General features: G+C 72.1%; 10 protein-coding genes and 1 pseudogene. 8 read left to right on the top strand and 3 right to left on the bottom strand.

The window, feature by feature from the left end; genetic code table 11:
* Positions 1 to 125: 125 nt before the first annotated feature.
* Entirely contained in the window at positions 126 to 2,249 is a 2,124-nt protein-coding gene (gene glgX / locus E2B92_RS22445; protein WP_126884190.1) for a glycogen debranching protein GlgX, read from the bottom strand.
* Positions 2,250 to 2,728: 479 nt separating this feature from the next.
* Between glgX and E2B92_RS22440 the strand changes: the two genes are divergently transcribed.
* On the top strand, positions 2,729 to 3,970 hold the full coding sequence (locus tag E2B92_RS22440; RefSeq protein ID WP_126884189.1) for an SAV2148 family HEPN domain-containing protein: 1,242 nt from the start codon (positions 2,729 to 2,731) through the stop codon (positions 3,968 to 3,970).
* 101 nt (positions 3,971 to 4,071) lie between these two features.
* Positions 4,072 to 4,908, top strand: coding sequence for a 3'-5' exonuclease (locus E2B92_RS22435; protein ID WP_126884188.1), 837 nt, complete (start codon positions 4,072 to 4,074; stop codon positions 4,906 to 4,908).
* 23 nt (positions 4,909 to 4,931) lie between these two features.
* On the opposite strand, the gene E2B92_RS22430 is transcribed toward E2B92_RS22435, so the two are convergent.
* Both E2B92_RS22430 and E2B92_RS22425 read right to left on the bottom strand, forming a co-directional pair.
* Positions 4,932 to 5,786, bottom strand: a complete 855-nt coding sequence (locus E2B92_RS22430) for an alpha/beta fold hydrolase (protein WP_126884187.1) — start codon at positions 5,784 to 5,786, stop codon at positions 4,932 to 4,934.
* 40 nt (positions 5,787 to 5,826) lie between these two features.
* On the bottom strand, positions 5,827 to 6,780 hold the full coding sequence (locus tag E2B92_RS22425; RefSeq protein ID WP_399431120.1) for a phosphotransferase enzyme family protein: 954 nt from the start codon (positions 6,778 to 6,780) through the stop codon (positions 5,827 to 5,829).
* Between the two features lie 173 nt (positions 6,781 to 6,953).
* Between E2B92_RS22425 and E2B92_RS22420 the strand changes: the two genes are divergently transcribed.
* The 6 genes and pseudogenes from E2B92_RS22420 (at position 6,954) to E2B92_RS22395 (ending at position 13,381) form a co-directional block, all read left to right on the top strand.
* Positions 6,954 to 7,922, top strand: a complete 969-nt coding sequence (locus E2B92_RS22420) for a carbohydrate ABC transporter permease (protein ID WP_399431118.1) — start codon at positions 6,954 to 6,956, stop codon at positions 7,920 to 7,922.
* Positions 7,919 to 8,761, top strand: coding sequence for a carbohydrate ABC transporter permease (locus tag E2B92_RS22415; RefSeq protein WP_126884186.1), 843 nt, complete (start codon positions 7,919 to 7,921; stop codon positions 8,759 to 8,761). Before E2B92_RS22420 ends, E2B92_RS22415 begins: the two co-directional genes overlap by 4 nt.
* Complete coding sequence (locus E2B92_RS22410; protein WP_126884185.1) at positions 8,761 to 10,056, top strand: ABC transporter substrate-binding protein; 1,296 nt, start codon at positions 8,761 to 8,763, stop codon at positions 10,054 to 10,056. Before E2B92_RS22415 ends, E2B92_RS22410 begins: the two co-directional genes overlap by 1 nt.
* 20 nt (positions 10,057 to 10,076) lie before the next feature.
* Positions 10,077 to 11,319: pseudogene (mgt, locus tag E2B92_RS22405) on the top strand (macrolide-inactivating glycosyltransferase).
* A 237-nt stretch (positions 11,320 to 11,556) separates the two neighbouring features.
* Positions 11,557 to 12,756 (top strand): S8 family peptidase, encoded by a 1,200-nt coding sequence (locus E2B92_RS22400; protein WP_126884183.1) that lies wholly within the window; start codon positions 11,557 to 11,559, stop codon positions 12,754 to 12,756.
* Positions 12,757 to 12,829: 73 nt separating this feature from the next.
* A complete protein-coding gene (locus E2B92_RS22395; protein ID WP_126884182.1) occupies positions 12,830 to 13,381 on the top strand; it encodes a DUF1697 domain-containing protein in 552 nt (183 codons plus the stop codon).
* Positions 13,382 to 13,391 lie beyond the last annotated feature (10 nt).

The raw sequence follows: 13,391 nt of genomic DNA, 5'->3' as shown, positions 1-13,391 counted from the left end.
GCGGCTTCTGTGTCCTCGGTTCATGCGATTTACGCCCGACGCCACGTTCCTCCCGGGTTCACGGCCCGTCCCGGACGGGCCGTGAACCCCGCCCCGCACCCGGCGCCCGCCCGTCCGGCGGTCTCCTAGGCGGGGCGCCGGAGCACCGTCAGACTGCGGCCGATCAGGGTGAGCCGGTCACCCGCGGCGACCTTCGCGCCCTGCCCCGGCTCGACGCCCTCGGGGACGGCCGTGTCCACCACCACCTGCCACTGGCGGCCGTGATTGACCGGCACCACGAATTCGAGGTCCTCGGCGCTCGCGTTGAACATCAGCAGGAAGGAGTCGTCCGCGATCCGCTCACCCCGCGGCCCCGGCTCGGAGATCGCACTGCCGTTCAGGAACACCGACAGGGCCTTCGCGTGGGCCGCCTGCCAGTCCCGTGCCGTCATCTCATCACCCTCAGGGGTGAACCAGTTGATGTCCGAGAGCTCGTCGTGCGTGCCCTCGACCGGCCGCCCGTGGAAGAAGCGCCGCCGCCGGAAGACCGGGTGGTCCCGCCGCAGCCACACCATCGAACGGGTGAACTCCAGCAGCGACCTGGCCTCCTCGGAGCCCTCCTCCGGCCAGTGCACCCAGGCGAGCTCGTTGTCCTGGCAGTAGGCGTTGTTGTTGCCGTTCTGCGTCCGCCCGAACTCGTCGCCGTGGCTCAGCATCGGCACGCCCTGGGACAGCATCAGCGTGGCGATGAAGTTGCGCATCTGCCGCAGCCGCAGCTCGTTGATCCGCTCGTCCTCGGACTCGCCCTCGGCGCCGCAGTTCCAGGAGCGGTTGTGGCTCTCGCCGTCGCGGTTGCCCTCGCCGTTCGCGTCGTTGTGCTTCTCGTTGTACGAGACCAGGTCGCGCAGCGTGAAGCCGTCGTGGCAGGTGACGAAGTTGACCGAGGCGAGCGGGCGCCGCCCGTCGTCCTGGTAGAGGTCCGAGGAGCCGGTCAGCCGGGAGGCGAACTCGGCGAGCGTGCGCGGCTCGCCCCGCCACAGGTCCCGCACGGTGTCGCGGTACTTGCCGTTCCACTCGGTCCACAGCGGCGGGAAGTTGCCCACCTGGTAGCCGCCCTCGCCCACGTCCCACGGCTCGGCGATCAGCTTCACCTGGCTGACCACCGGGTCCTGCTGGACCAGGTCGAAGAACGACGACAGCCGGTCCACCTCGTGGAACTGGCGCGCCAGCGTCGCCGCCAGGTCGAAGCGGAACCCGTCGACGTGCATCTCCGTCACCCAGTACCGCAACGAGTCCATGATGAGCTGGAGCACGTGCGGCGACCGCATCAGCAGCGAGTTCCCGGTACCGGTGGTGTCCATGTAGTACCGCGGGTTGTTCTCGACGAGCCGGTAGTACGAGGTGTTGTCCAGGCCCCGGAAGGAGAGCGTCGGGCCCAGGTGGTTGCCCTCCGCCGTGTGGTTGTAGACCACGTCCAGGATGACCTCGATGCCCGCCTGGTGCAGGGCGCGCACCGCCGACTTGAACTCCAGGACCTGCTGGCCCCGGTCGCCCCAGGAGGCGTACGCGTTGTGCGGGGCGAAGAACCCGATGGTGTTGTAGCCCCAGTAGTTGGCCATCCCCGCGTCGACGAGCCGGTGGTCGTTGACGAACTGGTGCACCGGCATCAATTCGAGCGCTGTCACCCCCAGTTCGGTCAGGTGCTCGATCACGGCCGGGTGGGCCAGTCCCGCGTACGTGCCGCGCAGCTCGTCCGGCAGGGCCGGGTGGAGCATCGTCAGGCCCTTCACATGGGCTTCGTAGATCACCGTCCGGTGGTAGTCGGTACGCGGCGGGCGGTCGTCGCCCCAGTCGAAGTACGGGTTCACGACGACGGACGTCATCGTGTGCGGCGCCGAGTCGAGGTCGTTGCGGGAGTCCGGCCTGCCGAAGTGGTAGCCGTACACCGCCTCGCCCCAGTCGATGGCGCCGGCGACCGCCCGCGCGTACGGATCGAGCAGCAGTTTCGCGGAGTTGCAGCGCTGTCCGCGCTCCGGCGCGTACGGTCCGTGGACCCGGAACCCGTACCGCTGGCCCGGCATCACGCCGGGCAGGTACGCGTGCCGTACGAACGCGTCGGTCTCGCGCAGCTCCACCGCGGTCTCCGAGCCGTCGTCGTGGAGCAGACACAGCTCGATTCGGTCGGCGGCCTCCGAGAAGACCGCGAAGTTGGTTCCGGCGCCGTCGTACGTGGCACCGAGGGGATACGCCTGTCCCGGCCAGACCTGCATAGATAAGACTCTTCCACTTCTGATCCGGCTGATGGGGGTTACTTGAGCCAGAATCCTCCCCGAAAGTGGTGCCTCCTCCTAGGACTTCGGCCGGTCCTACCGGGTGACCACGCGCCTGGAGGCCCGTAGTGGCCGGAAATCACCCTCTGGACCGGATTCATCCGATCAGCACACCGCCGGTGGCGGACGGTGGCCGTCCGGTTGCCCGGGTCAACCTGGCGTTCCGGGGTGTCGCCCGCGCCGGTGCGGGCGTGCCGGGCCGCCGGCCGGGGGCCCGCCGGAGGGCGGCCGGGCGGCGGCCGGTGGGCCGACCATTATGAATCCGCTCACTCCCGGTGGTCCCCGGCGTCCGGAACGGGCGGAAGAATCATGGCGGTTGGCAAAGGAGCCCGTCCATCGGGCTGCACCGCCTCCCGGTCCCGGAGTACCCTTCCTTGATCGTTGGAGACGGGCGTCCAGGAGCAGAAGGCGGTGCGCGGGTGAGCTCGGGAGGGCTGGAGCTGCCCCCAGGTGACTCAGGTCATGAGGGGGACTCCACTGACCCCGCTGATGTCCCGCCCGGCGCGGTCTCACTCGCCCGGCCGATGGAGATCGGTGCGGAACTGGACTGGGGCGCGGAGGCGTGGAGCGAGGTGCGGACCCGCGCCCAGCGCGCCGGACGCGCCTATATCTGGCTGAATCTGGTCGAGCAGCGGCTGCGTGCCGTGGTGGCCGCCGTCCTGCGGCCCGTGTACGAGCCCGTACACGGCGACGACTGGGTGGTCGCTGCCGCCGGGCCCGCCGGTCAGGAGTGGGTGCAGCGGGCCGTCGCCGTGCGCGAGGTGTCCCGCCGCAAGGGCTACCTCCTGGACCCCGCCGACGACAACGTCCTCAGCTTCCTCACGCTGCCGCAACTGCGCGAGCTGATGGTCCAGCACTGGCCCTGCTTCGAGCCCTACTTCGACGACCGGCGCGAGGTGGAGCTGGCCCTCGACGAGCTGGAGGTCACCCGGAACGTGGTCTCCCGCAACCGTGCCCTGTCGCGCACCGTGCTCGACCAGTCCGAGCGCGCCTCCGCCCGGCTGCTGGAGATCCTCGGCGGCGGGGCGGGCGTCCCGTCCGCGCACCGGCTGCCGGTCGACGCGGTGGAGGACCTCGTCGGCGACCGGTACGCGGACGTCGTCTCCGTCCACCCCGACCGGGTGCGCCTCCAGCGGCAGCTTCCCGCCGAGGACCTCTTCGGCGGGGCGCGGCGCCTCGACGCGATCGGCATAGGCCTGAACCTCCTGGTGCAGAACTTCTCCGGGCGGCGGCTGGTGCGGCTCGCCGAGTCCGGCTGCCGGATACGTCTGCTGTTCCTCAACCCGGCGAGCAGCGCCGTAAAACGGCGTGAAAGGGAACTTGGGATCAAAAAGGGCGAATTGAGCCGCTCGGTGGAGATGAACATCCTCCACATGCGGCGGGTGCGCTCCCGGCTGCGCGACCCGGGCGCCTTCGAGATCCAGGTCTTCGACGAGACGCCGCGCTTCACCGCGTACCTCGTCGACGGCGACGGGCCGGACGGGGTCGGCGTGGTGCAGTCCTACCTGCGCCGGGCCCGGGGCATGGAGGCGCCGGTGCTGGTCCTGCGCGGCGCGCGGCGGCCGGTCGTCACGGCCGCCACGGAGAGCGACCACGGCCTGTTCGCGACCTACCGCGAGGAATTCGAGTCGGTCTGGGCCGACTCCCGTCCGGTCTCCTGAGCATCGCGAGGCCCATTGTCAGTGGTGCGTGCGAGGGTGAAGACCCACAGGGGGAGTGCACCGCACGGGGGGCGCACCACAGCATCGCGAGGAGGAGCAGCATGGGCTGGCACGGGGAGACGCTCGTCGGCTTCGATCTGGAGACGACGGGGACGGAGCCGCTCGAGGCACGCATCGTGACGGCCGCGGTCGTGGAGGTACGGGGCGGGGACGTGCTGGACCGGCGCGACTGGCTGGCCGACCCGGGCATCCGGATTCCCGCCCAGGCGTCGGCGATCCACGGCATCAGCAATGAGCGGGCCACGGCCGAGGGCCGCCCGGTGCGGGAGGTCGCCGACGAGCTCGCCGACACCCTGGTCGGCCACTGGGCGCGCGGCGTGCCCGTCGTGGCGTACAACGCGAGCTTCGATCTCACCCTCCTGACCGCCGAGTTGCGGCGGCACGGACTGCCCGGGCTGAGCGAGCGGCTGGGCGGCGCGCCGATAGGCCCGGTCGTCGACCCCTACACCATCGACCGGGCCGTCGACCCCTACCGCCGGGGGAAGCGGAACCTGGAGGCGGTCTGCGCCGAGTACGGCGTGGTGCTCGACGGCGCCCACCAGGCGGCCGCCGACGCCCTGGCGGCGGTCCTGGTGGCGTGCGCGATAGCCGAGCGGCACGCCTCGGTGGCGGCGCTGACCCCGGGGGAGCTGCACGAGCGGCAGGTGGGGTGGTACGCGCGGTGGGCGGCCGACTTCCAGGGCTTCCTGCGCCGCAAGGGCACCCCGGACGCGGTCATCGACCCGGCCTGGCCCCTGCGCGGGCACGTGCCCGCGGGCACGGCGGGTGCGGCCCCCGCGGGCACGGCACCGGTGGGCGCCGCGGCGGGGGGCGGCGCGGCCCCGGCGGCCGCGATACCGGGCGCGCCGGAGCCGGCCGTCACGCCGGCGGGCGGCTGAGGCCCACGGAGACCCGCGGGTGGTCAGGGCCGTGGCGGGCGGCCGTGCTCGGCGAAGAAGTCGAGCAGCAGCTCGCTCACCCGGTCCGGGGCGTCGAGCTGGAGCCAGTGACCGGCGCCCTCGACCCGCTCGTAACGCCACGAGCCGTCCACGTACTTCTCCGTGCCGGTCATCGACCGCTCGGTGAGGAACCGGTCGCCGGTGCTCCACACGCCCAGCACCGGGCCCCGCAGTGACGGCAGCGGCGGCAGCGGGCCGAACATCGCCTCGGGCGACAGCCCCGCCCGGTACACCGCCAGCGCGGCCGTGAGCGCGCCCGGCTCGCGCAGCCGCTCCACCGCCTCCTCCCGGTCCGGGTGCTCGGCCAGCATCTCGCGGAGGTTGGCGAAGTCGTCCCGGGACAGCCAGTCCTCGGCCAGCCCGTCCATCTGGAACAACTGCATGTACCAGGACGCCTGACGTTGCTCCCAGCCCGCCGCCAGCAGCGAGCCGAGGTTGCCCACGGACAGCAGGGAGAGGGTCGCCACGCGGCCCGGGGCGGCGAGGGAGAGGGCCTGGGCGATGCCCGACCCCCAGTCGTGCCCCACCAGGTGCACGCAGCCGATGTCCAGATGGTCCAGCAGCTCCAGCAGATCGGCCACCGACCGGGCCGGGTCGTACGCCTCGGTGCCCTCCGGCCGGCTGGAGGCGCCGAAGCCGCGCAGGTCGGGCGCGATCGTGCGGTACCCGGCCGCGTTCAGCGCCCGCACCTGGTGGCGCCAGAGGTCATGGGTGTCCGGGAAGCCGTGCACCAGCAGGACGGGGTCCCGGCCGGTCCGGCTGTCCTGGACCGCCAGGGTCACCTCGTTGAGTTCCACCCGGCTGAGTTCCACCCGCATCCCCATGCAATCCTCCCGTCGGACAACGGAGTTCATGATGTCAGAAGGGGTACCAGCGGACCTCGGGGTTTTCCTCCCGCAGCGACGCCACCCTCCGGCGGAACTCGGCGAGCGCCTTCGGGTTCGACGGTGCGTGCTGGGCCACCCAGGCGCAGCTCGCCGTCTCACGGGCCCCGCGCAGCACCGCGCAGCCCTCCCACGCGCGCACGTCCCAGCCGTACGCCTCGGTGAACGCGTCATGGGCCGCCGGGTCGAGCCCGTAGCGGTCCCGGGCGAGCGCGAGGACCACCAGGTCGTGCTCGCGCAGATCCGCCGAGAACGTCTCCAGGTCGACCAGGACCGGGCCGTCCGGCCCGATGTGCACGTTGCGCGGCAGCGCGTCGCCGTGGACGGGGCCGGGGGCGAGGTGCGGGGTGAGCGCGGCCGCCGCCGCGGCGAACCCGTCGCGGCGCTCGCGCAGGTACGCGGCGTCCGCCGGGTCGATCGCGTCGCCCGCGAGCCGCAGCCAGCGCTCCACCCCGCCCAGCAGGTCACGCGGCGGCAGCGCGAACGGCGGCTCCGGGAGCGCGTGGACGCGCCGCAGCAGCGGGGCGAGGTCCCGGGGTTCGGGCGGACGGACGGCCTCGGGCAGCCGGTGCCAGACCGTCACGGGGTGCCCCTCCACCAGGCGGGGCTTGGGCTCGGCGGCCCGTACGGCGGGGACGTCGCACTCCGCCAGCCAGGACGCGACGGCGACCTCGCGCTCGGCGCGCTCCAGCAGCTCCGCGTCCCGGCCGACCTTCACCACCAGGTCCCCGACCGCGAAGACGGCGTTCTCGCCCAGCGCCAGCAGCTCCGCGCCGGGCACCGGACCGCGAGCACTTCCGGACGCCGCGGCACGGGCGGAACCCGCCATCGCCCCGCCGGCCGCCCCTTGCGCCGTCCCGGGCGCGCTGCCGGGGGACGGCGTCACCCCGGCGGCGGCCAGGATCTCCCGTGCCCGCACCTCGTCCATCGCGTCCGTTCCTCCCGTCCCTGTGCGCCCGGCGGCGACGACGCACGCGCCACCCCGGCCGCGGTACCACCACGCCGGCCAAAGTCTCGCATCCGTGCGGACACGCTTGACGAACCGACGACCCGTCAGGACGATGACGCCAGGCCGGCCCGACCTCACAAAGGGGACTGACCGTGACATTGGTGACGGCGCCGGAGCGGCCCGGCGGGGGAAGCGGGAAAGGCGGGAAAGGCGGGCGACCCGCACGGCAGGCGCCCCGGCCGGCGCGGCGGCCGGTGGAGTACGGGGCCTGGTTCCTCGTCCTGCCCGCGCTGCTCCCGATCCTCGTGCTCAGCGTCGGCCCGCTGCTCTACGGCATCGCCCTGGCCTTCACCGACGCCCAGTCCGGGCGCACCCGCGCCACCCAGTGGGTCGGCACCCTGAACTTCCAGGACCTGCTGCACGACACCCTGTTCTGGGAGTCGTTCCGGATCGGTCTGCTCTGGGCGGTCGGGGTCACCGTTCCCCAGTTCCTGCTGGCGCTCGGACTGGCCCTGCTCCTCAGCCAGAACCTCCGCCTGCGCTGGCTCGCGCGCGCCCTGGCGATCATCCCGTGGGCGATGCCCGAGGTGGTCGTCGGCATCATGTGGCGGCTCGTCTACCACCCCGACGCGGGCGTCCTCAACGAGACCGTCCGGGACCTGGGGCTGGGTGACGGGCGGGACTGGCTGACGGGGCCGGCCACCGCCCTGCCCGCCGTGGTCCTCGTCGGCATCTGGGCCGGCATGCCCCAGACCACGGTCGCCCTGCTCGCCGGGCTCCAGAACACGCCGCAGGAGCTCCACGAGGCGGCGGCCCTGGACGGTGCCGGGGCGTGGCGCCGGTTCCGTACCGTCACCTGGCCGGCCCTCAAGCCGGTCGCGCTGGCCATCACGGCGCTCAACCTCATCTGGAACTTCAACGCGTTCGCCCTGGTCTACGTGCTCACCAGCGGCGGACCGGGCGGCCGTACCCGCCTGCCGATGCTCTTCGCCTACGAGGAGGCGTTCCGGTACGGGCAGTTCGGCTACGCGGCGGCCATGGGCTGTGTGATGGTCGCCGTCGTCTCCGTGCTCCTCGCCCTCCACCTCGTGGCCCGGCTGAAGGGAGGCGAGGACCGGTGAGCGGCCTTCGCACCGGGGCCCCCGCGCGGGCCTGCCAGTACCTCGCACTCGTCGCCTACCTGGCGTTCCTCGCCCTGCCCTTCCTGTGGCTGGTCTCCACCGCCTTCAAACCGGCCCGTGAGCTGGGCTCCCTGCACCCCACCTGGATTCCCGAGGACCCCACCCTGGGCAACTTCCGGCAGGCGTTCGCCGAGCAGCCGCTGCTCCGGGCCGCCGCCAACAGCCTGGCCGCCGCCCTCGGCGCCGCCCTGACGGCCGTCGCCGTCGCCACCCCCATGGCCTATGTGATGGCCCGTCACCGGGGCAGGCTGCGGGCCGCCGCGACCGGCTGGGTGGTGGTCAGCCAGGCGTTCCCGTTCGTCCTGGTGATCATCCCGCTCTTCCTCGTCCTGAAGAACCTGCACCTGATCAACAGTCTTTCCGGCCTGGTCCTGGTGTACCTCGTGTGGTCGCTGCCGTTCGCGCTGTGGATGCTCACCGGTTACGTACGGGCCGTGCCGGCCGAGCTGGAGGAGGCCGCCGCCGTGGACGGCGCGGGCCGGCTGCGTACGCTCGTCTCGGTGACGGCGCCGCTGCTCGCGCCCGGCATCGTGGCCACCGCGCTGTTCGCGTTCATCACGGCGTGGAACGAGTTCTTCTTCGCGCTCGTCCTGCTCAAGACCCCCGAGAAGCAGACCCTGCCGGTCGTCCTCACCCACTTCCTGGGCGCGGAGGGCGCCGCGGACCTCGGGCCGCTCGCCGCGGCGGCGTTCCTCGCCACCCTCCCCTCCCTGGTCGTCTTCGCGGTCATCCAGAAGCGGATCACGGGCGGCATGGTCGCCGGGGCGGTGAAGTCCTGATGCGTACGCGCCCGTTCCGTGCGCTGCTCCTCGTCCTCGCCCTGCTGCTGGCCGGGTGCACCGGTGACGGCGGTGGGCGGGACACCGGGAAGGTCGTGCTCCGGTTCCAGTCCCTGGCGTGGCAGAAGGAGTCGGTGGACGCCACCAAGGAGCTGGTCGCGGAGTGGAACGCCGCGCACCCGGACGTCCGGGTCGACTACGTCCAGGGAAGCTGGGACAGCGTCCACGACCAGCTCCTCACCTCCTTCGAGGGCGGTGAGGCGCCGGACGTCATCCATGACGCCTCGGACGACCTCGCCGACTTCGCGTACGGCGGCTACCTCGCCGACCTGCGCCCGCTGCTGCCCGCCCGGCTCAAGGCCGGCATCCCGGCGGAGAGCTGGCGGACGACGACCTTCGGCGACGGCGTGTACGGCGTGCCGTTCCTCCAGGAACCGCGCGTGATCATCGCGAACAAGAAGATCCTGGAGGCGTCGCGGGTACGCGTCCCGACCCCCGAACGGCCCTGGACATGGCCGGAGTTCCGGCAGGTGGCGCGCGAGCTGACGGCGACGATGGGGGAGGGGCGGTACGCCGTCGCCTGGCCGTTGAAGGAGCCGGTCTCCGTCTCGCTCAACCTCGGCCTCTCGGCCGGGGGGCGGCTCTTCCACCGCGGCGGCGACGACAGGGTCGAGGTCCGGTTCACCGGCGGCGACGCCGTGATGCCCGCGACCGTCCGCGCCCAGGTCACCACCGACCGCACCGCGCCGCGCACCACGCTGGGCATGGGCGGTTCCGACACGCTCCCCGGGTTCTTCGGCGGCAAGTACGCGATGGTCCCGCTCGGCTTCTCCTACCGCCAGCAGATCGCGCAGCAGGCTCCGGAGGGGTTCGCGTGGACGGTGCTGCCCGCGCCCGCGGGGGACGGCGGCCTGGCGCAGGGCGTGAGCCCGCAGACGCTGTCGATCGCCCAGGACAGCCCGCACAAGGAGGAGGCCGCCCGGTTCATCGACTTCCTGCTCCGGCCGCCCAACATGGTGCGCCTCGCACGCGGCGACTGGATGCTCCCGACCGGCACGGAGGCGCTGAAGGACCCCTCGCTGCGCACCGCGAAGGACGGCTGGGCGACAGGCGTCGCGCTGGCCGGGCACCTCCGCCCGGCCCCGGCCCAGTCGGTGCGCGGGTACCCGGAGTGGAAGGACAAGGTCGCCACGCCCGCCTTCCAGGAGTACTACAGCGGCGCCATCGACACCGCCGAGCTGGAAAGACGCCTCGTCGGCGACGGGAACCTGGTGCTGGCGAGGTATCAGCGCTGATCGCCCGGACGCCCTTGTAGTTGCACGAGACGTCTCGTCTCGTTTAGTCTCATGTGCATGACCTCACCGAAGCGTGCCCACATCGCCATGTTCTCCATCGCCGCTCACGGGCACGTCAATCCGAGCATCGAGGTGATCCGTGAGCTCGTCGCCCGCGGGCACCGCGTCAGCTACGCGATACCCGCCTCCTTCGCGGACAAGGTCGCCGCCACCGGCGCGGAGCCCGTGATCTACACCTCGACCCTCCCGACCGACGAGGACCCGGAGGCGTGGGGGACCGAGCTGATCGACAACATCGAACCGTTCCTCGACGACGCCATCCAGGCACTGCCGCAGCTCGCCGCGGCCTTCGAGGGCGACGAGCCGGACCTCGTCCTGCACGACATCACCGCCTACCCGGCCCCCGTGCTCGCCCACCGGTGGGGCGCACCCGCCGTCTCCCTGTGGCCCAACCTCGTGCCCTGGGAGGGGTACGAGGAGGAGGTCGCCGAGCCGATGTTCGCCGACCTCAAGGCGTCCGAGCGCGGCAGGGCGTACTACGCCCGCTTCGAGGCATGGCTCGCCGAGCACGGCGTCGACACCCACCCCGACCGGCTGATCGCGCGTCCCCGCAAGGCCGTCGTGCTGATCCCCCGGGCCCTCCAGCCGAACGCCGACCGGGTCGACGAGTCCGTCTACGCCTTCGTCGGCGCCTGCCACGGAGACCGGAGCGACCAGGGGGAGTGGCGGCGGCCGGTCGGGGCGGAGAAGGTCCTGCTGGTCTCGCTGGGCTCGGCGTTCACCAAGCAGCCGGAGTTCTACCGGGCCTGCGTCGATGCCTTCGGCGACCTGCCCGGCTGGCACATGGTGCTCCAGATCGGCGCGCACGTCGATCCCGCCGAGCTCGGCGATCTGCCCGCCAACGTCGAAGTGCACGCATGGGTGCCGCAGTTGGCGATCCTCCGCGAGGCGGACGCGTTCATCACGCACGCCGGTGCGGGCGGCAGCCAGGAGGGCCTCGCCACCGCCACGCCGATGGTCGCCGTGCCCCAGGCCGTCGACCAGTTCGGCAACGCCGACATGCTGGCCTCGCTCGGTGTCGCCCGCCACCTCCCCATGGCCGACGCCACGGCCGGCGCCCTCCGCGCGGCCGTGCTCGAACTGGCCGGCGACCCGGAGGTGGCCCGGCGGGCGCAGGAGATCCGGCGGAGCATGGCGGCCGAGGGCGGAACGCGGCGGGCGGCCGACCTCATCGAGGCCGAACTCCCGCCGCACCGACGGTGAAACGACTCCTCCCGCAACGAGGCGTGGCGGGCCCTTTTGGGCCACGCCACGCCTCATTGCCTGGTGAGTGACGCCATGGGCGATTTGTTATTAAGAAAGTTTGTTGAGTAAGTCACAGCTATGTGAAGACCTTGATCTGCGCGCATCAATCGACAAGGGTTTCGAACGAGCGCCGGAAGATCTTGCGTCCGGCGGTCATTCCCCCCACACAATTTGATGACGAGGAGACCCCTCTTCATGGCAACTCACAAGCGCGCACGCCGGGTTCAGCTCGTCGCCGCCACGGCCGCCGTCGTCGGCCTCACCGCCTTCGGTGCGGCCCACGCGGGCGCCGCACCCGCCCCCGCGCCCGCCCAGGGCACCGTCTACGGCCTCGGTGCCGAGGGCGCCGTCTCCGGCAGCTTCATCGTGCTGCTGGACGAGAAGGCGGACAAGGAGAAGCTCGCCGAGCAGTACGGCGGCACGCTCCGGCGCAGCTACACCTCGGCCGTCAACGGCTTCTCGGCGAACGGGCTTTCCCAGGACGAGGCCAAGCGGCTGGCGGCCGACCCGGCCGTCGCCAAGGTGGTCCAGAACAAGAAGTTCAGCATCAGCGCCACCCAGGACAACCCGCCGTCCTGGGGCCTCGACCGCGTCGACCAGGCCGACACCGCCGGCGACAGCAAGTACACCTACCCCGACAACGCGGGCGAGGGCGTCACCGCGTACGTCATCGACACCGGCGTCCGCGTCGGCCACAAGGACTTCGAGGGCCGGGCCGTCTCCGGCTTCGACGCCATCGACAACGACAACGATGCCTCCGACGGCAACGGCCACGGCACCCACGTGGCCGGCACCATCGCCGGCGCCGCGCACGGCGTCGCCAAGAAGGCGAAGATCGTCGCCGTCCGCGTCCTCGACGACAACGGCTCCGGCACCACCGAGCAGGTCGTCGCGGGCATCGACTGGGTCACCAAGAACCACCAGGGGCCCTCCGTCGCCAACATGAGCCTGGGCGGCGGCGCCGACCCCGCGCTCGACGAGGCCGTCAAGAAGGCCATCGCCTCCGGTGTCACCTTCGGTGTCGCCGCCGGCAACGAGTCGAGCGACGCCGGACAGGGCTCCCCGTCCCGCGTCCCGGAGGCCATCACCGTCGCCTCCTCCACCAAGGACGACCAGCAGTCCGACTTCTCCAACTTCGGCTCGGTCGTGGACATCTACGCCCCCGGCTCGGACATCACCTCGGCGTGGAACGACAGCGACGAGGGCACCAAGACCATATCCGGGACGTCCATGGCCACGCCCCACGTCGTCGGCGCCGCCGCCGTCTACCTGGCGGGCCACAAGGACGCCACCCCGGAGCAGGTCGCCAAGGCCCTCACCGACGGCGCCACCCCCGACAAGATCTCCAACCCCACCCAGGGCACGGCCAACAAGCTGCTGAAGATCGTCGAGTAGCCCACCGGGCCCTCTGACCGGCGGCCGCCGTGCCCTCCCCCACGGGGCGCGGCGGCCGTCCTATGGTGTGACCATGACGACGAGGTACGCCGCCCTGCTGCGCGGGATCAATGTCAGCGGCCACAAGAAGGTGCCGATGGCCGACCTGCGCGCCCTGCTGACCGGACTCGGGCACCGCGACGTCACCACCTACCTCCAGAGCGGCAACGCCGCCTTCACCAGCGCCACCGGCGCCGACGAGGACACCCTGGCGACCGAGCTCGAAGCGGCGATCGAGAAGCACTTCGGCTTCCGCGTCGACTGCCTGGTCCGCGGCGGACCGTACCTGCGCGCCGTCGCCGACGCGTGCTCCTTCCCGGCGGCCGGGCTGCAACCCAAGCAGCTCCACGTCACCTACTTCTCCGGCCCCGTCACCCCGGACAGGTTCGCCGGCCTCGACCAGGCCGCGTTCCTCCCCGAGGAGTTCCGGCTCGGCGACCGCGCCCTCTACCTGTACGCCCCCGACGGCCTCGGCCGCTCCAAGCTCGCCGAAGCCCTCGCGCGCCCCGCCCTGCTCAAGGGGGTCACCGCCACCACCCGCAACTGGAACACGGTGCTGAAACTGGTGGAGCTGACCGGTGAGTGATCACACCTCA

The organism is Streptomyces sp. WAC05374 (assembly GCF_004353505.1).
Lineage (GTDB): Bacteria > Actinomycetota > Actinomycetes > Streptomycetales > Streptomycetaceae > Streptomyces.
The sequence above is the reverse complement of the archived record's forward strand: the minus strand, read 5'-3'. Positions and strand labels throughout refer to the sequence as shown.